The 19,878-nt window shown below is 62.6% G+C and carries 17 protein-coding genes and 1 pseudogene; 16 read left to right on the forward strand and 2 right to left on the reverse strand.

Features of this window, described 5'->3' with window-relative positions; all coding sequences use genetic code 11:
* Positions 1-58: 58 nt before the first annotated feature.
* The 7 genes from CJZ82_RS19365 (at position 59) to CJZ82_RS11070 (ending at position 7,532) form a co-directional block, all read left to right on the forward strand.
* A complete protein-coding gene (locus tag CJZ82_RS19365; RefSeq protein ID WP_255380893.1) occupies positions 59-718 on the forward strand; it encodes a diacylglycerol kinase family protein in 660 nt (219 codons plus the stop codon).
* Positions 688-1,362 (forward strand): diacylglycerol kinase family protein, encoded by a 675-nt coding sequence (locus tag CJZ82_RS19370; RefSeq protein WP_255380894.1) that lies wholly within the window; start codon positions 688-690, stop codon positions 1,360-1,362. The genes CJZ82_RS19365 and CJZ82_RS19370 overlap by 31 nt, the downstream gene beginning before the upstream one ends.
* A complete protein-coding gene (locus CJZ82_RS11055; protein ID WP_094555832.1) occupies positions 1,359-2,930 on the forward strand; it encodes a metallophosphoesterase in 1,572 nt (523 codons plus the stop codon). The genes CJZ82_RS19370 and CJZ82_RS11055 overlap by 4 nt, the downstream gene beginning before the upstream one ends.
* 365 nt (positions 2,931-3,295) lie before the next feature.
* The gene (locus CJZ82_RS11060; protein WP_094555833.1) at positions 3,296-4,177 is read left to right on the forward strand and encodes a bile acid:sodium symporter family protein; all 882 of its coding nucleotides are present in this window, start codon (positions 3,296-3,298) and stop codon (positions 4,175-4,177) included.
* A gap of 56 nt (positions 4,178-4,233) precedes the next feature.
* Positions 4,234-5,910 carry a SulP family inorganic anion transporter gene (locus CJZ82_RS11065; RefSeq protein ID WP_198949740.1) on the forward strand — a complete coding sequence of 559 codons (1,677 nt, stop codon included), beginning with the start codon at positions 4,234-4,236 and terminating at the stop codon, positions 5,908-5,910.
* Between the two features lie 142 nt (positions 5,911-6,052).
* Positions 6,053-6,304: a hypothetical protein gene (locus CJZ82_RS17915; protein WP_143593640.1), complete on the forward strand. Its 252-nt coding sequence runs from the start codon at positions 6,053-6,055 to the stop codon at positions 6,302-6,304.
* A 169-nt stretch (positions 6,305-6,473) separates the two neighbouring features.
* Complete coding sequence (locus tag CJZ82_RS11070) at positions 6,474-7,532, forward strand: HAD family phosphatase (RefSeq protein ID WP_233130203.1); 1,059 nt, start codon at positions 6,474-6,476, stop codon at positions 7,530-7,532.
* On the opposite strand, the pseudogene CJZ82_RS19630 reads toward CJZ82_RS11070, so the two are convergent.
* Positions 7,500-8,450: pseudogene (locus CJZ82_RS19630) on the reverse strand (hypothetical protein); the annotation flags it as partial. The gene CJZ82_RS11070 and the pseudogene CJZ82_RS19630 sit on opposite strands and share 33 nt — an antisense overlap.
* A gap of 28 nt (positions 8,451-8,478) precedes the next feature.
* On the opposite strand from CJZ82_RS19630, the gene CJZ82_RS11080 reads away from it, so the two are divergent.
* The 5 genes from CJZ82_RS11080 (at position 8,479) to CJZ82_RS11100 (ending at position 14,416) form a co-directional block, all read left to right on the forward strand.
* The gene (locus CJZ82_RS11080) at positions 8,479-9,987 is read left to right on the forward strand and encodes an arylsulfatase (protein ID WP_094555836.1); all 1,509 of its coding nucleotides are present in this window, start codon (positions 8,479-8,481) and stop codon (positions 9,985-9,987) included.
* An 89-nt stretch (positions 9,988-10,076) separates the two neighbouring features.
* Positions 10,077-11,543, forward strand: a complete 1,467-nt coding sequence (locus CJZ82_RS11085) for an arylsulfatase (RefSeq protein WP_094555837.1) — start codon at positions 10,077-10,079, stop codon at positions 11,541-11,543.
* Between the two features lie 92 nt (positions 11,544-11,635).
* Positions 11,636-12,712 (forward strand): DUF1254 domain-containing protein, encoded by a 1,077-nt coding sequence (locus CJZ82_RS11090; protein WP_198949742.1) that lies wholly within the window; start codon positions 11,636-11,638, stop codon positions 12,710-12,712.
* A 45-nt stretch (positions 12,713-12,757) separates the two neighbouring features.
* A complete protein-coding gene (locus tag CJZ82_RS11095; RefSeq protein ID WP_158218558.1) occupies positions 12,758-13,717 on the forward strand; it encodes a DUF1254 domain-containing protein in 960 nt (319 codons plus the stop codon).
* Positions 13,718-14,017: 300 nt separating this feature from the next.
* The gene (locus CJZ82_RS11100) at positions 14,018-14,416 is read left to right on the forward strand and encodes a DUF1622 domain-containing protein (RefSeq protein WP_094555839.1); all 399 of its coding nucleotides are present in this window, start codon (positions 14,018-14,020) and stop codon (positions 14,414-14,416) included.
* A 121-nt stretch (positions 14,417-14,537) separates the two neighbouring features.
* On the opposite strand, the gene CJZ82_RS11105 is transcribed toward CJZ82_RS11100, so the two are convergent.
* On the reverse strand, positions 14,538-16,163 hold the full coding sequence (locus CJZ82_RS11105; protein WP_158218559.1) for a mechanosensitive ion channel family protein: 1,626 nt from the start codon (positions 16,161-16,163) through the stop codon (positions 14,538-14,540).
* Between the two features lie 471 nt (positions 16,164-16,634).
* On the opposite strand from CJZ82_RS11105, the gene CJZ82_RS11110 reads away from it, so the two are divergent.
* Genes CJZ82_RS11110 through CJZ82_RS11125 form a run of 4 tightly spaced genes read left to right on the forward strand, consistent with a single transcriptional unit; the run spans position 16,635 to position 19,856 of the window.
* The gene (locus CJZ82_RS11110) at positions 16,635-17,558 is read left to right on the forward strand and encodes a formylglycine-generating enzyme family protein (RefSeq protein ID WP_094555861.1); all 924 of its coding nucleotides are present in this window, start codon (positions 16,635-16,637) and stop codon (positions 17,556-17,558) included.
* A gap of 4 nt (positions 17,559-17,562) precedes the next feature.
* Positions 17,563-18,288 carry a pentapeptide repeat-containing protein gene (locus CJZ82_RS11115; RefSeq protein ID WP_094555841.1) on the forward strand — a complete coding sequence of 242 codons (726 nt, stop codon included), beginning with the start codon at positions 17,563-17,565 and terminating at the stop codon, positions 18,286-18,288.
* A gap of 14 nt (positions 18,289-18,302) precedes the next feature.
* Positions 18,303-18,920 carry a hypothetical protein gene (locus tag CJZ82_RS11120; RefSeq protein ID WP_094555842.1) on the forward strand — a complete coding sequence of 206 codons (618 nt, stop codon included), beginning with the start codon at positions 18,303-18,305 and terminating at the stop codon, positions 18,918-18,920.
* A gap of 57 nt (positions 18,921-18,977) precedes the next feature.
* On the forward strand, positions 18,978-19,856 hold the full coding sequence (locus CJZ82_RS11125) for a bile acid:sodium symporter family protein (protein WP_094555843.1): 879 nt from the start codon (positions 18,978-18,980) through the stop codon (positions 19,854-19,856).
* Positions 19,857-19,878 lie beyond the last annotated feature (22 nt).

Below are 19,878 nucleotides of genomic sequence, written 5' to 3' on the forward strand. Positions count from 1 at the left end.
TAATGGGGTCAGATCAAGCTTTGGGTTGATTAGGGTTCTGCTTGGAGCACTTGTTGTGATGGCTCACACTCTGGCGCTGCTGGCAAGTTCCTCGCGTGTCGACGAGCTGCTCGACTGGCTCGCTCGTCAGACGCCCTCACTTGCCGGCTTGCCCCTGCTGACCACCGCTGAGCTGGCCCAGCGGCTGCGGGCCGATTCCCGCACCGCCCAGCTGCCGGCCAAGGCGCTCGAGGCTGTTGACGCAGGTGGTGACGTCCAGCTGGCCGCCCGGGTTCTTACCGGTGAAGTGGCCCTGGTGGTGGCCTTTCTGGAGCCAGGATCGTCAGCGGGCACGCCTCCCGATGCACAACTCCTGATCCGCTCCTGTGACCTGGGCGCCGTGCCCCTGGCGCTCAACGCCGCCACCGCCGACCTGGCGCTGCGCGGCCTGGCCCATGGCCGGACGGCCTACCTGCTCTTCAACCCGGTGGCCGGCCAGGGGAATGCCAATGCCGATCTGGCCTTGATTCGCTCGATCCTCGAGCCTCAGGTTCTGGTCAACGTGCTGCTCACCCGGCCCGATGTGGATCCAGCCGAGCAGACGCGCGAGCTCGTCCACATCCTGCAAGCGCGGCCTGCCGGCGAACCCGGCAGCGCCATGATCGTGGCCTGCGGCGGCGACGGCACGGGTACGCTGTGGCGGGAGCGGTGGCCGGCACCGGCCTTCCCCTTGGTGTGATTCCCCGGGGCACCGCCAACGCCTTCGCTTCGGCGCTGAGTATCCCCACCGACCTGATCGGCGCCTGCCACACAATCCTCGCGGGCCACACCCATGTGGTTGACGCCGCCCGCTGCAACGACGTGCCGATGACACTGCTGGCCGGGCTCGGCTTCGAGGCCGGGATGGTCGATCGGGCCACCCGTGAGCTCAAGACCATGCTCGGCCCCACCGCTTATCTGCTCGCCGGCGCCCAGCAGCTCGTCACCCAGCAGCCCTTCCAGGCCCGGATAGAGATCGACGGCGTCGTCACCGAGATGAAAGCCGCCGCCATCACCGTGGCGAATGCGGCTCCCGCCACCTCCGTGCTGGCCCAGGGCTTTGGCCAGGTGATCCCCGACGACGGTCTGCTGGAGGTCACCATCGCCTCGCCCGCCAACCTGCTGCAGGGGTTCAACACCCTGGCCTCCCTGCTGGCCTCCGCCGTGGTGAAGTCGCCCACCAACCGCCCCGACCTGCTCTGCCTGCGCGTCGCATGCCTCACGATCAGCACCGATCCAGTTCAGAAGCTGGTGATCGACGGCGAGATGCTGGAGGCCGATCCTGTGACCTTCACCTGCCTGCCTGGCGCCCTCACCGTGTTCGCACCCCTGCTGATTCCGTGAACCTCGCCTCCGAGGCGGGCGTCGCCACCAAAATCTGCCGCATGGGGGCGCGGGTGCGCTGGGGCCATCCCGAGTTCGCCCGCCTCGGTATCGATCCCTGTCGCCTGGCGCTCGAGGGGGATCCCGGCACCGCCGAGGCCTTCAGCTTTCTCGTGCTCGGCGACAGTGGCAGCGGCCGCCGCCGCCGCCACAGTCCCCAGCGCAAGGTGGCCGAACAGCTGCTCGCCCACGGCGCCGACGCCAGCTTCCTGCTGCACACCGGAGACGTTGTCTACCTGGTGGGATCGAGCGAGCAGTATCCCGAGAACTTCATCCGCCCCTACCGCGAGTGGATCGAGGGAGGCGACGACTGGCGTGGTCTCCGCTACGACCAGCTCTTGTTCCGGGTGCCCTTCCTGCCGGTGCTCGGCAACCACGACTACTACGACCTCCCCTTTCCCCTGGGCCTGCTCTCCGGTCTAACGGCCCTACCCCGACGGCTTCTGGGTTCCTGGATCGATTCCGATGTGGGCTGGCACGGTTCCTTTGTTGGCCAGGCCTGGGCCAATGCCTTCATCGACGTGCTTGCCGCCGTGCCGGAGGCCCAGCTGGCCGGTCATCTCGAGCGCACCCGCAGCGCCACGGTGCAGGGCCGGCGCTGCCTGCTCTACCGCCCCGGGGCCTTCACCCGCCTGCCGCACCGCTACTACGCCGCTCGCTGGGCCGGGGTCGACGTCTTCGCGCTCGACTCCAACACCTTCAACGAACCGCTGTCGCCGCAGGCCAGCGCTGAAGTGGACGACCCAGCCCTGCTGCAATCGCGCCGCCACGACTTGGCGGCCAGGCGCTCCTCCCTGCTGCGCTCCCTGGCCGATCCCTGGTCAGCCGATGACGACGACGATCTCCTTGATGACCGCCTCGCCGAGGCCGAACAGCTCGAGGAAGACATCCGCGACATCGACAAGCGCCTTGCCAGCGGCGCGGCCGCCCGTGCCGGCCAGTCGCCAGCGCTCGATCAGGAGCAGCTCGACTGGTTCGTGGAGGCCCTGGTGTCTTCCTGGCACGATCCGGCGGTGCGCGGGCGCCTGCTGGTGCTCCATCACCCGCCGGTGGTCACCGAGGCCAGCAAGTGGAATCAGGGCCAGACGCTGGCGGTGCGTCATCACCTGCGAATCGCCCTCGATCGGGTGGCGGCCGCGCTGGGTGAGCAGCACGGCGGCCGGCCCCTGCTGGATCTGGCCATCGCTGGCCATGCCCACTGCCTTGAAGTGCTGCGGGTGGGCCCGACGGGCCATGGCGATGCCGGCATCCCCTGGCTGATCTGCGGCGGCAGTGGCTACAGCCTGCGCCGGCAGCGACCGGAAGGACCTGTGCTGCGGGAGGGTCCGCCCAGCGCCGTCCGGGAGCTGGCCCGCTCCAGCTTGTTTCTGGGTCGCAGCGGGCATGGTTCAGCCCTGTGCCGCTCCTACTCCGCCGTGCGCGTCGATGTGGAGGCAGGCACGCCCTTTCGGCTCAGCGTCACGCCCCTGGTGGCGGAGCGGACCCAGGGCCGCTGGCGCTCCCATCGCCTGCCGTCGTTCGCGCCCTGATCCACGGCAAGAGCGAGACATCCATCAGGCGCCAGGTTGACCGACTGATGTCTGCATGAAACTTCAAACCAACACTGCAAACGCCACCAACATTGCGCAACCGTGCTGATGGATTCCGCCAAGAGTGAATGGATTGGCAGCTGACGCTCGGTGCGTTTCATGGCGGGTTCGCCAGACCAGCCGCAGGCCGCTTGGGAGGCTTCAGAGCCACTCATGACTGTTCGTGCCTGACAAGCGAAGAGAGGTATATTCCAGATGGCCGTCTCATGAGAGAACAGGCCAGATGCTTGATTCGAAAATGGCAACTTACGCTAGTTGTCCAAGCAGGGCCAAAGTTTTTATCCCGAATCCTGAATCACAACGACATGAAAGATGCTATTCAAGTGATCGCAGACCTCAGCAGTCTGGTATTTGTGGTTGGCACAATGCTATCGCTGGGGCTGAGTCTGACCCTGCGGCAAATTTTGCATCCGCTGCAAAGCACTGGTTTCGTGATGAGAATTCTAGTGGCAAACTTTGTGTTGGTACCATTGTTAGCCTACCTGCTGAAGAGCTTTATTCCACTTGATCCATCCGCAACGATTGGCCTGATTTTGCTGGCAACAGCCGCAGGAGCACCGATCCTGCCGAAATTGGCAGAAGCATCCAAAAGTGATGTGCCCCTGAGCGCAGGCCTTATGGTTCTGCTGGCGGTGGCATCAATTTTGTACATGCCAATCGTTATCCCATTGCTACTGCCAGGAGTGCAAGTAGCTCCAATGGATATGGCTGGTTCGCTGATCAACATGATGCTGGTTCCTTTGGTAATTGGCCTGATCATTCATGCCCGCTACAGAAACGTTGCTGATTCGATACAACCTTATATGGCCCAGGCATCGAGCACCAGCTTGATCGCCTTAGTGGTGTTGCTGGCTGGCCTTAACGCCAGGAGCTTTGTGGCAACAATTGGCAGTGGGATCATCGCTGCGTTGTTAATCATGATCGCTGTTTCCTGGGTAATTGGCTACGGGTTAGCAGGGCAATCGCGCGATGCGAAACTGGTGTCTGGATTCGCAACAGCAAAGCGCAATTTTGCCGCCGCTATGGTGGTCGCAGCTGCGAACTTTAGTGATGATCCCAAGGTTCTTACGATCGTTTTACTTGGCGCCATGTTGATGATTGCGATCCTGATGGTAGCCGCTCAGGAAATCGGTAGAAGTACAACAAGGCTAGACGGAAAGATGCGCGCGGAGGAGGCAACAGTCTGATTAAGTTCTTTTGAATACCAGGTCCATAGTTGATCAAAAACCCTTTCCCCATCCCTGTGAAGCTTCCTTTCCAAAGACGAGGATTGTTCAATCCAGCAACGATTCGCGAAGACCTCAGTGCTGGATTGGTGCTGGGAATTCAGAGCATTCCCGATGGCCTGGCCTGCGGACTGCTTGCCATGGTGAATCCGGTTTACGGGCTGTACAGCTACATGACAGCTGTCTTCACGGGGGCCTTCTTCACCAGCTCAGTCTTCACCTCCGTCCAGGCCACCTCCACGATGGCGTTGATCATCGCCAACGTTCCTGCCGTGACGCAGGCGCAGAGCCCCAACATCCCGCTGTTCACTCTGGCCGTGCTCACCGGAGTGCTGATGCTCACAGCAGGCCTGTTCAAGCTAGGCAGCCTGGTTCGTTTCGTGCCGAATTCAGTCATGGTCGGCTTCATCAATGCCGTGGCTCTGCTGATCGTGCTGGGTCAACTTGATAGCTTCACCGGTTACCAAAGCACAGGGCCAAACCGCGTCGTCAGAGCGTTTGATATCTCACGCAATTTCGACCAGATTCATGTGCCGACGCTCGTTATCGGCGTATTGACGATCATCCTGATTCTCACCCTGGAGCAGACACGGCTCAATGCCCTGGGCATGGTGGTGGCCATCTTCTTCGCCTCGCTGGTCGTGCCCCTGGCTGGAGCGGACAAGGTTCAACTGGCCCGCGATGTGGCCAACATTCCCAACTCCTTGCCAACTCCCATCCTTCCCTCGCTCCAGCTCGTTCCCGACCTGCTCATCTCCGCGCTGGCGCTGACGTTCGTGGGGTTGGTGCAGGGTGCCGGCATCAGTGCCTCGATTCCCAATCCCGATGGCCACTCTCCCGATGCCTCAGGTGATTTCGTCGGCCAGGGGGTGGCGGGGATTGTCGCTGGACTGTTCCAAGGGATGCCCGTCGGGTCCTCGATGTCTGCCACATCGCTGGTGGTCGCTGCGGGTGCCCGCTCGCGCCTGGCCAACATTTTCGCCGGCGTCGTGATCGCCCTCAGCATTGTCTTTTTCGGGCGTCTGGTGGGCTTGATCGCCATGCCCGCCCTGGCAGGGCTCCTGATCGTCATCGGCTTCCGCACGCTGAAGCTCAGCCAACTGACCAACGTCTGGAAGACCGGACTGACCCAGCAGGTGGTGATGCTGATCACGTTCATCGCCTGCTTGCTGATTTCGCTTCAGTACGCCGTGCTGATCGGCGTTGGTCTGGCGATGCTCCTGTTCGTGAACAGAAATTCAAATCAGGTACGGGTGGTTGCCTGGCAGCTGGAGCCTGGCCAGCTCCCCCGGGAAGTGGCGCCGCCCAAGGAGGTGCCCGGAGGGCAGGTGACGATACTTGTACCCTATGGCAGTCTATTTTATGCGGCTGCACCCGTATTCAATGAGCAGTTACCAAAGGTGACCGAAGATTCACGCTACGCAGTGATCATTTTGAGTTTAAGAAGCGAAACTGAGCTTGGCAGCACCTTTCTGGGGGTGCTCAACCAATACGGCGAAGCCTTGCGTCAGCAGAAGAGCCTACTCATGCTGGCGGGTGTGGCACCCACGATCAAGCAGCAACTGGCGCGGACCGGCATGTTGCGGTCGCTGGGTCGTGACAACGTCTTCCTCTGTGACTCGATCATCGGTCAAAGCCTGCAGGAGGCGATAGACGCCGCTGAGACCTGGATCGCTGCCCGTTCAGAACCGTAGCCTGGCTCGAAAGGAACATCCCCGCTGCAGAACTCCTGCATGGCCTCATCAACGAACCTATCGAGACCAGGTCTGATGGCAGGCAACAGGAAGGGATTGGTTCACTCTGTCGACGTACCCTCACCAGCAGCACCCTGATGTCGTGGGGAACGGACTCCATTGCGGCTCGGATCGACTGAAACGCAGCTTTTCCCCGCACACCCGAGGTGGTCATCGGCGCCATCGCCACGAGTGGGGACCTCAGTTGCTTCCCTTGGTGGGAGTCGAAGGTGCGGCCCTGTGCTTCATGGCCGTGATGGTGGTGATCTTCCTGGTCATCTCTATGGACAGCCCCGACCTGGCCTGCGTTGAGTCCCTGAGTGAACGGGCCGCGCCGCCAACAGTCACCCCTTGAAAGAGAGGCGGCATCATGTCCACAGAACAGAAATCACCTAGGCGCCGCCATGAGTAGAGGGTTAAGCCGTCGGTGGCTGCTGGGTGCCGCACTCGGACTGCCAATGGTTGCCAACCTTGCCGCTTCCGGGCGGCAACGGCATCCAGATCAGCCAACGGTCGACTCCCTGTTGACCAACCCACTGCCTTCGTGGAAACAGGGGAAAGCCAAGCAACGGATCTTCGCCTTCATCGAGGCCGTGACCATCCCAGGAAGCCCCAGCTTCGTGCCGCCGGCTGAGCGCATCGCCGTGTTCGACAACGACGGCACGCTCTGGTCGGAACAGCCGATGTACGTGCAGCTGGCCTTTGCGATCGAGCGGGCCCGCGCCCTGGTGGCCCAGCAACCCGAACTGGCCAGCAATCCGGTGCTTGCCGCGGCCTCCGCGGCCGGAAACGGCGAGGCGGTGCTGACCATGGGCACCAAAGGCCTGCTCGAGCTGGTGGCACTCACCCATGCCGGCATGAGCACCGAGGTGTTCCGGGATCTGGTGCGCGAGTGGCTCGATGGCGCCTGCCACCCGAGCCTGAAGCGTCCCTACACCACCCTTACCTACAAACCGATGCGGGAGCTCCTCGACTACCTGCGCGCCAACGGCTTTCGCACCTACATCGTGTCCGGTGGTGGCGTGGAGTTCATGCGGGTGTTCAGCGAAGAGGTCTACGGAGTCCCCCCCGAGCAGGTGATCGGCTCGACCGTGGGCAGCCAATACAGCAACCGGGCCGGCCTGCCGGTGATCCTGCGCAAGCCCGAGGTTCAGGTGATCAACGACCACGCGATCAAACCGGTGATGATCGAACAGGTGATCGGCCGCCGGCCCATCGCCGCTTTCGGCAACTCCGACGGCGACTTCGAGATGCTGGAGTGGACCACCAGCCAGCCGGGAGAGCGTCTGGGGGTGATCATTCACCACGATGACCCGGAGCGGGAGGTGGCCTACGACAGCCAGTCCTCCTTCGGCCGCCTCGATCGGGGGCTGCGGGAAGCCTCGCGGCGAGGCTGGTCGGTGGTGTCCATGCGCGACGACTGGGCCCAGGTGTTCGCCGCCCCTCCGGCTTCAACCGGATCAGACGGAGCCGGAGGGGCCAACCGCTGTGAGCGTGGCGCTGGGCAACTCCCCGAACAACCGGCGGTAATCCCGGGCGAAGTGCCCCGGATTGAGGAAGCCCCAGCGGGCCGCCAGCCCTGAGATCGTGACCGTCCCCGGCCGCGCCGCCAGCAGCGCCCGGCGCACACCATGGAGCCGCTGCAGCTTGAAGTACGCCATCGGGCCCATGCCCAGGTGCTCCTGGAAGCCCAGGATCAGGCTGCGTCGGCCGGCATACCCCTCACGGCAGAGCGACTCGAGGCTGATCGGCTCCAAGGGGTGCGCCTCCACCCAGTGCTGCAAATGCTTGACCAGTTCGATGCGCGCCGGGGGGCGGCTGGGCCCGCCCCGCTGATGGAGCCCATGCTCCAGAGCCTCCACCAACAGCGGCAGCAGGCTGTCCTCCCCACTCCCCAGCGCTGACGGCGACTCCTCCCCTGCTGACGGCAGCTCCTCCCGCAGGGGCAACCGGTTGAGCAACCAACGCTGAAGCTGGACGGCACAGGAGGCACCAATGGGCAGGCAGTTGGAGCGGAAGGCTTTCGTCTCCAGGTCTGGAAAAACCTGATCAGCACTCCAGCCCGGCAGGGCGGAGGGGTTGAGCATCACCACCGCCAGATCCAGCTGCTCGGGAGTGGAGAGGTGAACCTCCACACTGGGATCAAGGCCGAACAACGCCTCCGGACCGATGGGAGTGCCGTGGGCCCGAAGCGGCGGAGCGCAGCCGTGGGGCAGCAGGCTCAAGGCGATCATCCGTTGGTCCCGGGGCTTTGCGCCGGCCACGTGCAGGCGACGGTTGACCTGAAGCCGGAGCAACTGCAACCGCCCAAGCCTGCTGGTGACGAGGGCACCGTTGAGACGGCCGTTGGAGAGCTGGCTCAGCCTCAGATCAAGCCCCGCCCGCCGCAACTGAGCTTCCAGTTGCTCGACAGCCTCGAACCGCTGGAACGAAACCATCGGCGCTTGCACTTTTTGAGTGTCACCACACTGCCATGGGCGGCAACTTGAACAAGAGTGCATTCATGCGCCAACTACCGGCCCTCCTCCCATGCCCAACGGACAGCCCAACATCCTCATCCTCTGGGGCGATGACATCGGCCAGAGCAACCTGAGCTGCTACAGCGATGGCCTGATGGGGTATCAGACCCCCAACATCGACCGCGTCGCCAAGGAGGGCGGCCGCTTCATCCATTACTACGCCGAGCAGAGCTGCACCGCCGGGAGGGCAGCCTTCATCACCGGCCAGAGCGTCTTCCGCACCGGCCTGAGCAAGGTGGGCCTGCCGGGCGCCGCGGCGGGCTTCCAGGCCGAGGATCCCACCATCGCCGAGCTGCTCCAGCCGCTGGGCTACCGCACCGGCCAGTTCGGCAAGAACCACTTCGGCGACCGCGACGAGCATCTGCCGACGATGCACGGCTTCGATGAGTTCTTCGGCAACCTCTATCACCTCAACGCCGAGGAAGAACCCGAGCTGCGCGACTATCCCAAAGAAGACGATCCTGAGTTCCCGAACTTCCGCAAGCGTTTTGCCCCGCGCGGTGTGCTGCACTGCTGGGCCAACGGTGACGGCACCCAGCGGATCGAGAACACCGGCCCGCTCACCAAGAAGCGGATGGAAACCGCCGACGAGGAGTTCATGGCCGAGGCCAAGCGCTTCATCCGCGATGCGGTGGCCTCCGGTGAGCCCTTCTTCGTGTGGTTCAACACCACCCACATGCACTTCCGCACCCACGCGCGGCCCCAGGATGTGGGCCAGTCAGGGCGTTGGCAGTCGGAGTACCACGACGTGATGATCTATCACGACAACTGCATCGGCCAGATGCTGGATCTGGTGGATGAGCTGGGCATCGCGGGCGACACGATCGTGATGTACAGCACCGACAACGGCCCGCACATGAACAGCTGGCCCGATGCCGGCATGACCCCCTTCCGCAACGAGAAGAACTCCAACTGGGAGGGGGCCTACCGGGTGCCCGCCCTGGTGCGCTGGCCGGGCCAGATCGAACCCGGCACCCTGTTCACGGGCGTTGTCAGCCATCTCGACTGGCTGCCCACGCTGCTGGCCGCCGCCGGCGAGCCCGAGATCAAGCAGAAGCTGCTCGATGGCCATCAGGTGGGAAGCAAGAACTTCCACATCCACCTCGATGGCTACAACATGCTCGATTACTGGACGGGCAAGGCAGGCAAGAGCCCCAGGGTGGAGTTCTTCTACTTCTCTGACGACGGCGATCTGACCGGTCTGCGCTACGACAACTGGAAGTTCGTGTTCGCCGAGCAGCGCGTGGCCGGCTCGCTGCAGGTGTGGGCCGAGCCCTTCACCGTCCTGCGGCTGCCGAAGATCTTCAACCTGCTCACCGATCCCTACGAGCGGGCCGACATCACCTCCAACACCTACTGGGACTGGATGCTCGACCACGCCTTCATGCTGGTCCCGGCGCAGTCCTTCGTGGCGGAGTTCCTCGGGTCGTTCAAGGACTACCCCCCCCGCCAGAAGGCCGCCAGCTTCACGGTGGGTGATGTGCTCGAGAAGATGGTCTCCGCCGGGGGCGCGAGCTGAGCTTCCGATGACGGCTGCTTCCAGCATCAGCTGGGAGCAGCTTTTTATGGGATGGCGATCAACTGCAACCATCAACGAAGGAGTTCAAGATGAGTGAAACCAGCAAACCCAACATCTTGATCATCTGGGGCGACGATGTCGGCATGTGGAACATCAGCGCCTACCACCGCGGAATGATGGGTGGCAGCACGCCGAACATCGACCGGATCGGCAGGGAGGGCATGACCTTCATGGATCACTACGGCGAGGCCTCCTGCACGGCGGGACGCGCGGCGTTCATCACGGGGCAGTACCCGATCCGGGTGGGTCTGGCCACCGTCGGCCTGCCGGGTGCGGAACAGGGCCTCAGCAAGGCTGATCCAACGCTGGCCAGCCTGCTCAAACCGCTCGGTTACGCCACGGGACAGTTTGGCAAGAACCACCTGGGCGATCGCGATGAGCACCTGCCCACCGCCCACGGCTTCGATGAGTTCTTCGGCATCCTGTATCACCTCAATGCCGGGGAATACACGGAGCAGTACGACTTTCCGAAAGACCCCGAAGTCGCCAAGCAGTTCGCCCAGCGCGGCGTCATTCACTCCTGGGCACATCCGGATGGCACGCAGAAGATTGAAGACAAAGGCCCGTTCGGGCAGCAGCGCCAGCGGACGCTGGATGCTGAAATCCTTGTGGAATCCAAGCGCTTCATCAACGACGCGGTTGAGTCAGACACACCGTTCTTCGTCTGGCACAACACCACGCGGATGCACTACCGCACCAACCTGTCGCCCAAGTACGAGGGCAAGAGTGGCTATGGCCTCTATGCCGACGGCATGATGGAACTCGACGACACAGTCGGCGAACTCCTCAAGCAGCTCGACGACCTAGGTGTCGCGGACAACACGATCGTGATGTTCTCCACTGACAACGGTCCGGCCATGAACAGTTGGCCCGATGGCGGCAACACCCCGTTCGGCGGTGAGAAAGGCGTCGGCGGCAAGGAAGGCGGTTTCCGCGTGCCGATGCTGGTCAAGTGGCCCGGCAGGATCCCCGCGGGCCAGACGACCGGTGAGTTCATGACCATGCAGGACTGGATTCCCACCCTCATGGCCGCCGCCGGCGAGCCGAACGTGAAGGAGAAGCTCCTCACCAGTTACCAGGCCGGTGACCAGACCTACACCCGCATCCACCTGGATGGGTACGACCAGACCGACCTGATCACCGGCAAGGGCAAGTCCAAGCGCAAGGAGTTCTACTACTTCACTGAAACCAAGCTCCACGGCATCCGCTACGGCGACTGGAAGTTCCTGTTCGTCAAGCAGGACAAGTGGTTCAACGGCGTCCAGCAGAACATGGTGACGCCGCTGGTCACCAACCTGAAGCTTGATCCGTTCGAGCGCATGCATGAGGCACGCGGTTTCGACGAATGGCAGGAGAACCACGCCTGGACCTATGCACCCGCCTTCGCTCAGGTCGGCGTGCTGATGAAGTCGCTCAAGGAGTATCCGCCGCGCATGGCGAGCCTGGACTTCGATATCGACGAAGCCATGAAGTCGCTCACACCCAAGGGGGATTGAGACCGCTTCAGGTCGTTCACGCTTGGCCAGCTGAACCAGAGCTTTAGCTGGCGCAATTAAGCAGGCTCATGAAACCATAAGGAGAGATCAGGATGGATCGCACCACCTTCAGTGCCTTGAACCTCGCTGGCGTTGTGATGGCGTTGTGCGGGGCGACCGTCGCACAGCCAGTCTGCGCGCAAAGCCCCGTTCCCAAGCAGAACATGACGCAATTACGCCCCCCTCAAGGCGGTGTCAAGGTGACGCCAAAAACCTACATCCGGGCCGAAACCGATCGGCAGTTCGCCGAGATCGTGAAAATGGCTGGGGGCATCAATCGCTTCTATCACTTCCGCACTCCCACGCCGCTCGATAAGCAGAACGTCGTGAGGATGAACCGCGATACGCTTTACTCCATGGGCGTTGTCGATACATCCAAAGGCGCAACAATTACTGTCCCTGAATTACCAAAAGATCGCTACGCATCGGTGTATCTCGTGGACAACGACCACTACACACCGTTCGTGATCTACACCGCTGGAACTCACGAACTGCCGAAAGACACCAAATATCTGGCCATCGGAGTGCGCATCCAGGTGCTCAATCCGAAAGACCCAGGCGAAATCGCCTTGATTAACACGTTGCAGGATCAGTTCGTCATCAAGGCGGGCAGCGCCGATCCACTGCCCGCATTCAAGTGGGACCGTCCGTCGCTGAAGGCCATGACCGCTCAGTATGAAAAGGATTCTGCGCAATACAGCAGTTGGAAGGGGATGCAGGGGCCACGCGGCAAGGTTGATGAAAAGACCCGTCACATTGCTGCCGCGGCGGCCTGGGGGCTCTTCCCTGAATGGGATGCCACCTACCTGAACTACAACGGGGGCCATGATCCAAAGGTGTGCCACAAAGCCACCTACGCCGTGCCGGAGAACAAAGCCTTCTGGTCGATTTTGATTTACGGCAACGACGGCTTCATCAAGAGAGAGAACAGTCTGGTCAATTCCTCGAATGTGAAGCTGAATGCCGATGGCACGTTCACCGTGTCTTTCGGATCGAAGGAGGTTTGTGGCGACGTCTCCAACCGGCTGGATGTGACCGATGGCTGGAACTTCCTGATGCGCATATACCGCCCGGGGCCGTCTGTTCTGGACGGAAGCTACAAGCTGCCTAAGGCAACGCCCATTCAATGAGCAGAGATGACAAACTCAACATTCGCTTCACCGTCTGATTTTGGAGTGACAGACACCGCTTACAAAGTCTCGGAGACTGATTTCAACATCAAACGCAGCCTTGCCAAGGCGGGTATCAATGCGTGGGCGCACCAGCGCGACGTCAGCAATGTCAAGACACAGCAGGTCATCCGGGAGAATCAGGATGTCATCTATTCCAGCGCCGTCGTTGACGTCCGGAACGGTGCGACCTTCTCCGTACCCAACAGCAACACCTATCACATCATCGAGATCATCGACCAGCAGAACTACATCGTTGGCGTGGTGTATCCCGGCAAAACTCTCACCATTACGCCCGACAATCTGACATACGGCAATTACGTCTATCTCAACATGCGCATCCGAAAGCTTCCGGAAGAGCAGGGTGGACTCGCTGCCACCCACACCCTTCAGGGGATGGCAACCATCGAGGCGGCCTCAGCCGTTCCCTATGAAGCCCCCGATATTGTGATCGATCAGAAGCAGATGGAGGCGATCCGTATGGCGCTGATCAAGGACGTTCAGGCTGGAAAACTGCCTGACACCAGCAGGGCCCAGGGCGGAGTGACGGATACCGAACCGCAGGATCATCTCTACGCCACCGCCTACGGATGGGGCGGTCTCTCAGTCGAACATGCAGCCTACGCTCCGATCGCGAATCGTACGGAGATCAAGGAGGGCAAGGCGTTGCCATCGAGCCTCACCTTTGTGCCGCCGGAAATCGATCATGACCGAGGCGGTTTCTGGTCGATCACCACTTACAACAGTGAAGGCTGGCTGGCCAGGGACAAGGCCGCCCTATCGAATTCTGAGGCAACTCCCAACCCAGACGGGTCCTACACGATCCGGTTCAATTCTCCAGGCAGTGCGAACAACGTCGAGACACCTTCACCCTTCAGCGCCCTGCTGCGTATCTACGTTCCCAGGTCAAAGGAGAGTGCCATCCAGTTTCTAAAGAATGACAGCAAGACTCTGCTGATTCAATAGCCATGATCTCGCAAAAGGTGGCGTTTCGATCTGGTGCCACCATAGAAGCCGACGTCAAGGGAGTGGCTGTCATGTCACTTCAGAGTGGCGTGAGTGATGGGGCTTGGTAGACCACTAATATCAAGATCCAGTGCATGTGGTCTGCAGCGTTGGGCTCTGGCCTCACACCTCCGGGTGGTCCCGGCCGATCGGCCAGGGTATCCGGCCGCCAAGCCAGGAGCCCTGCCTGGCAAGGTGGTGAAGGGGAGAATCACCTCCACCGGCCACATGGGCTTCCGTTGAATCGTGAGGAGCTGACCCGTGCTTGAGATCCCCCTTGTGGAATGGCTGGAAGTTTTCGCCGTTGGCCTGCGCTTAGTGCTGGAGAGTGTCTCGGTGGTGTGCGTGGCGCTGGGGTTCCTGGCCACTGTGCGCCAGACGCTTCGCCTGCGCCGGAGCAGCCAACCCCGGGGCCGGCGATTCAACAGCATCCGACTCACCTTCGGCAGCTGGCTGTCGATGGCGCTGGAGTTTCAGCTGGCCGCAGATATCGTGGCCACCACAACAGCACCATCCAGTCAGAACCTGATCCAGCTGGGGGTGATCGCTGTGATCAGGACCTTCCTCAACGTCTTTCTCGGCCGGGAAGTGGAAGCGGAACAGAAGTTCGAAGAGGCCCAGTCCCAGCAGAATTCCAACATCTCCATCACCCCCATCTGATGGCCAACCTCAGCAACGAACTGGCCCATTGGCACTACGTCGTGGCGTCGTGGTGTTGTCCTGCTTGTCAGTGGGATTCCGATCAGCGAATCGCTCCAACGACGACCTCTCGGTTGCCCCCTCACCCGTCTTGGCCGGTGACCTTCGGGACGGTGCTGCGGTTGCCATTGCGAATGGCGTGATAGCCGGGGGAGAGGATTTCCACGCCGGCGGCCGCGAACTGGTCCTGGATGGCCGCCAGAAGGCCCGAGAAGGTGAGACGGTAGGTGTCCACATTTTCTACGCAGGCATTGAGCTCGTAGCTGATGTGGAAGTCGTTTAGAGAGGTCTGCAGCACGAAAGCCGGCAGCTCCTGGCTGATGCCTGCAGTGGCGTGGGCCGCGTCCAGCATCAGTTGGTGCACCTGTCGCCAGGGCACGTCGTAGCCGATGGTGACGGTGGCGGCGATCACAACTGGTTTGCCGAGCTCCCGTCTGGCGAGGGTGTAATTGACGATCGAAGCCCCCAGCACGGTGGCGTTGGGGATATTGACCAGCTCATTCCAGGGTGTTCTCAGGCGCGTGGTCAGCAAGGCCGTGTCTTCCACGATGCCGATCGTGTCGTTGATCTTCACCCGATCACCCTCCTGATAGGCGCGGGTATAGGTGAGCATCAGGCCGCCGATCAGGTTGGAGGCCACGGCGCTCGAGCCCAGGGCCGCAAGCACCCCCAGGAACAGACCGGCCCCCTGAAAGGCCTTGCTGCTGGTCCCCGGCACATAGGGATAGGCGAACACCAGCCCTCCCAGAAGGATCATGATCGCCACCAGTCGGGCGGTGGGCCGAGCCCATTCCGGGTAGAACCAGCTGAGGCGCAGCCGTTGCAGCTCGATCGAGCGGAACCAGGCATTGCTGGCCCTCACGAGCACAACGGTGAAGGCAAGAATCAAAGCCAGGGTGATCAGATCAGGAATCGAGGCCACGAACGCATTGAGCGCGCCACTGATCAAGCGGAGGATCTGCGCCTTCAGGGTTTCTGAAACGGCCTGGGTTGGAGGAAACAGCCCGAGGAACAGGGGGATGAACAGGTAGCTGACCACCGCCAGAACCACCGCGTTCACCCCCCGCCGCAGCAGATCCAGCAGGGTCCGTTCCTGGTCAGCGGCGAGCAGCTCGCTGCCGCCGATCTGCACCCCGTCCAGGCGGGGATTGGCGGGGGCGTGAATCCAGGCAGCCAGACGGCGATTGAGCGCCAGCTGCCCCCGCAGCCAGAGGACGTAGCCCCCCAGAGTCAGCAGAGCGAGGGCCGTTCCCCGCAGCCAGTCCTGGCCCCGGTGAGTGCTTCGGTAGCGCTTGATCGAGGCCCGGATCTGCTCCAGATAGCGCTGGGCCAGCTCCTGGCGGCTCTGCTGAAACAGGTTGGCGTTGCGCTCGTCGACGGCCAATTTGATAACAAACCGGCCGCCCCTGAACAAGCCGATCTCGGTGTAAGGAGGGGCTTCCCGGAGCACGAGCTGGTCGGGGCTGATCGCGTAGTCGGAAGCGATCTGGGCGAGGCTCTGGCTGCCGCGCCGTGCCATCTGCTGGGGGGTCTGGGCGCCGACGGCGGCCCGGATTTCGATCACCTTGCGGCCGTCGAGGGTCACGAAAGCCGGAGGCTGCTCGGGCGCCTTCGTGGCTGGAGCCTGCCCTGGCTCTACCGATCCGGACGGTGTCGCCGCGAGCAGCAGCGCCAGCAGGGCCGCCGCCACAAAACCGATGATCCGCATGGACCACGGCGCCGAGCCCTTCACGAACATCTTCGCCATAGTGATCATTAGTGAGCTCCTCTGAACCTTATTCAGCAGGCGTTGACAGAGACTTCCGGAGCCCGTAGCGGCGCCCGTAGTGGCAGCTGTCAGGCGGGCTCAGATTCGTCCAAGAGGCACTCGATACTACCGGGAAATGCCCGACCGGAACCGTAACCTTTCAGGCCTATTCTGGATCTCCACGCACATGTGCTGGAAACGCCAGAACCAACACAACAACCTCTTGATGAGAGAAATCTGCATTCACCCGAGTCGCTGCGATTACATTCCATTTCAATCTCAAAGACTCATGCTGAAACGGATGATCATGCAGTGTTTGGCCCTGAGTTCACGATCCTTTCGATGCCCCGTTCTGCGTCCAGGTCACCAGCCGTGAGGGCCACCTTGAAGCCGGCCGCCCCGCGTGGGCCTGGCCGCCCCCCGGCGCGGGACATGGTGTGGATCCCTGGTGGCAGGTTTGTGATGGGCTCCGACCTCCACTACCCGGAGGAGGCGCCCGCCCACATGGTGAGCGTGGACGGCTTCTGGATCGACCGCTCACCGGTCACCAATGCCCAGTTCCTGAAGTTCGTGAAGGCCACCGGACACGTCACCCTGGCCGAGCAGCCTGCTGATCCGGCCCAGTATCCCGATGCGCTGCCGGAGTTGCTGGTGCCGTCCTCAATCGTGTTCGTGCCGCCGCCCGGACCGATCGGCACCGGCGATCCCTATCGCTGGTGGCAATACATTGCCGGCGCCGACTGGCGGCATCCCGAAGGCCCTGGCAGCTCGATCAAGAGCCGCGACCACCATCCCGTGGTGCATGTGGCCCATGCCGACGCGGCGGCCTACGCCGCCTGGAGCGGCAAGCAGCTCCCCAGCGAAACGGAGTGGGAGCGTGCCGCCTGGGGCGGCCGTGAAGGCGCCGAGTTCGCCTGGGGGGAGGAGCTGCATCCAGGCGGGCGCCCGGTGGCCAACACCTTCCAGGGCGATTTCCCCCACCACAACAGCCTGCTGGACGGCTACGCGGGCACCTCGCCTGTGGGCGTCTTTCCGGCGAACGGCTATGGCTTGTTCGACACCATCGGCAATGTCTGGGAGTGGACCGACAGCTGGTACGCCAACCACGCCCCCATGGCCGAGCAGGAGTTAACGGCTGAGGGGAGCAGCGGCTGCTGCGACCGAGCGGCTGACGCCCGTGAAGCCAGCATCGACCCCACCAGCCAGCACGGAGCGATGCCGCGCAAGGTGGTGAAGGGCGGCTCCTATCTCTGCGCCCCCAGCTACTGCCGCCGCTACAGGCCAGCAGCGCGCATGGCCCAGGGCATCGACACCTCCACAAGCCACATGGGCTTTCGCTGCATCGTGCGCCTCTGAAGCCATGACTTCCTCACCTCGACACACCTGGCTGACCCGTCAGCAGCGCCGCCGCACATACCCGTTCTTTCTGCTGCTGGATCGCTCCTTCGGCTTCAGGGTGCTGATCGCGGCAATCATGGCTTTTGCGTTGCTTTCACTCGTCAATCGCTTCGACAACTGCAATGGAGCCGACCCAAGAGAGAACTGCCTGACCAGTAACTTCCTGGACGTCATCAGCATTGGCAATGTCGAATCGTTCAGCATCGTCACGGCGGGCTTCGTCTACATCCTCGAGGCGGGGCGTCGCAAGGAGAGGGAACACCATGAGCAACTCACTTTGCTGCTAGCGGAACAAGCGGCTGGAGTGAAATACAGCCTGGGGCGTATCCGAGCCATTGAAGATCTCAGCTCAGACGGCATCTCGCAGGACGACTTCGATTTGCATGGCACGAACCTGGAGGGACTGAGGGTTCCATTCAGCCGTTGGCGAGGTTGCAACTTCGCCAACACGGTGTTGTGCAAGGCCAATCTCCAGGGTGCGGATCTGAAGGGGGCCAACTTCACGGAGGCTGATCTCACCGGAGCTGATCTTGCTGGCTCCGATCTCTCTAAGGCCAACTTCACCCGAGCCATCCTCACGAATGCCGATCTCAGCGGTGCCAACCTGAGCGGCACCGTCTTCGAGGATGCTGATCTGGGGGGAACAAAGATCGACCAGAGCCTTACAGCCTCGAGCAATCGCCCGTGATCCAATCAGATGTCATGGTGATCCAAAAACTTCCCCATCCACCGGCTGTTGACTCCAGCGCACCCCGTGCCCAGATGAGCCGGATCGCCGGGGCCTTCGTCGGCATTGCAGCCGGATATGCGATCACCCGCCAGCTGCCCTTCCTGCCGGCCACGCTGCTGAGTTCCCTGGTCCTGGCTGCCACCTCCACATTCATCGGCCGGGTCAGACGCCCACTGCGGTGGTGGGCCCTGCTCGGCACCGCCTGCGGCTCGGTGCTTGGCAGCGCTGTGGTGCTGGCGGCAAAACTTCAGCAGAGCGAGCCGCAGTCAGATCTCTCCAGCAGGGCCGTGCTGCTCGGTTGTCTTGCCCTTGCCGGTTGCATCGCCGGATACAACCTCAGCCGCGATGCCGCTGGCGATACCGCCCGCCACCCCAGGGACCTGTTGCGTTCAGCCAGTGCGCTCACCACCGGCATCTTCGCGGTGCTGGTCACCTTCACCTTTCTGCATTCCGGCCTGGATACGGCTCGCACCTTCTCCAGCCGGCTCAGCACCTCACTGACCATCCTGGTGGCGACGCTCTCCGTACCTGGATGGCTGACCCATCTGCTGAATCGGCCGCCACCGAGGGGGCCCAGGCAGCGGTCCTGATCCGCCTCCATTGCCCAGCCCCATCTCCAGCCGACACCTCCCCCCGACCCCGACGCCATGGCCCAGGCACCTCTGCTGCTCGTCAGCCTCACCCTGTTCACGATCATGTTCGGCCTGGGTGTTGGGCTTAAGGGAGAGGCCATCGGCCAGCTGCGGAGCAGGCCTGCCCTGGTGATCCGGTTGCTGATCGGGTCCTGTGTGCTGGTCCCGCTGGTGGCCCTTGTGCTGATGAAGCTGACTCCGGATCTGGCCCTCTCCAAGGCCGCCCGATACGGCATCGCCCTGATGGCCATCTCACCGAGCGCTCCCCTCACCCTGCGCAAGGCCGGCAAGATGGGTGGCGACCGCGAGCTGGCTGCGGTGCTCCAGGCTTGCGCGGCCGTGGCAGCGATCGTTTCAATTCCCCTGATCGTGGATCTGTTCCGGACCTCCTTCGGGATCTCAGGCTGGGACATCGGCCCGAAGGAGGTGGCCCTGCAGGTGGGCAAGGCCCAGGTGCTGCCCCTGCTGGCGGGCCTTGCGCTCAGGCGTTGGCGGCCGCTCTGGGCGAACCGGCTGTCGGGTCCGCTCGAGAAGCTGGGTAATGGCCTGCTGCTGGTGCTGATCGTGCTGGTGCTGGTCAAGTCGCTTCCTCTGCTGCTGCCCTTCGCGGCCGCCAACCTGGTGGCCCTGGGTTTCATGGCCGTGATGGTGCTGGCGGCCCTGGCCATCGGCTATGTGATCGCTGGCCCTGAGCCCCGGGAGCGCACCACGCTCGCCCTCGTCACCTCAATGCGCAACCCAGGGCTGGCGCTGCTCTTCGCCACGACCTACGGCGCCGGCATACCTGGCCTGAAACTCGCAGTGCTCGCCTACCTGCTGATCACTGTGCTGCTCTCGATTCCCTTCCTGCGCTGGCAGCGCCGGAAGCAGCAGGTCCCCTTCGTGACCCCTTGAATGGCCTGGCTTGAATCCCCTG

This window comes from Synechococcus sp. 1G10 (assembly GCF_002252625.1).
Classification (GTDB): domain Bacteria; phylum Cyanobacteriota; class Cyanobacteriia; order PCC-6307; family Cyanobiaceae; genus Regnicoccus_A.

Coding starts and splice junctions, on each gene's coding strand:
- CJZ82_RS11115 (WP_094555841.1), top strand. CDS start 17,563: ATGACTTCCTCACCTCGACACACCTGGCTGACCCGTCAGCAGCGCCGC.
- CJZ82_RS11090 (WP_198949742.1), top strand. CDS start 11,636: ATGGATCGCACCACCTTCAGTGCCTTGAACCTCGCTGGCGTTGTGATG.
- CJZ82_RS11060 (WP_094555833.1), top strand. CDS start 3,296: ATGAAAGATGCTATTCAAGTGATCGCAGACCTCAGCAGTCTGGTATTT.
- CJZ82_RS11105 (WP_158218559.1), bottom strand. CDS start 16,163: ATGCGGATCATCGGTTTTGTGGCGGCGGCCCTGCTGGCGCTGCTGCTC.
- CJZ82_RS11110 (WP_094555861.1), top strand. CDS start 16,635: ATGGTGTGGATCCCTGGTGGCAGGTTTGTGATGGGCTCCGACCTCCAC.
- CJZ82_RS11125 (WP_094555843.1), top strand. CDS start 18,978: ATGGCCCAGGCACCTCTGCTGCTCGTCAGCCTCACCCTGTTCACGATC.
- CJZ82_RS19365 (WP_255380893.1), top strand. CDS start 59: ATGGCTCACACTCTGGCGCTGCTGGCAAGTTCCTCGCGTGTCGACGAG.
- CJZ82_RS11085 (WP_094555837.1), top strand. CDS start 10,077: ATGAGTGAAACCAGCAAACCCAACATCTTGATCATCTGGGGCGACGAT.
- CJZ82_RS11080 (WP_094555836.1), top strand. CDS start 8,479: ATGCCCAACGGACAGCCCAACATCCTCATCCTCTGGGGCGATGACATC.
- CJZ82_RS11120 (WP_094555842.1), top strand. CDS start 18,303: ATGGTGATCCAAAAACTTCCCCATCCACCGGCTGTTGACTCCAGCGCA.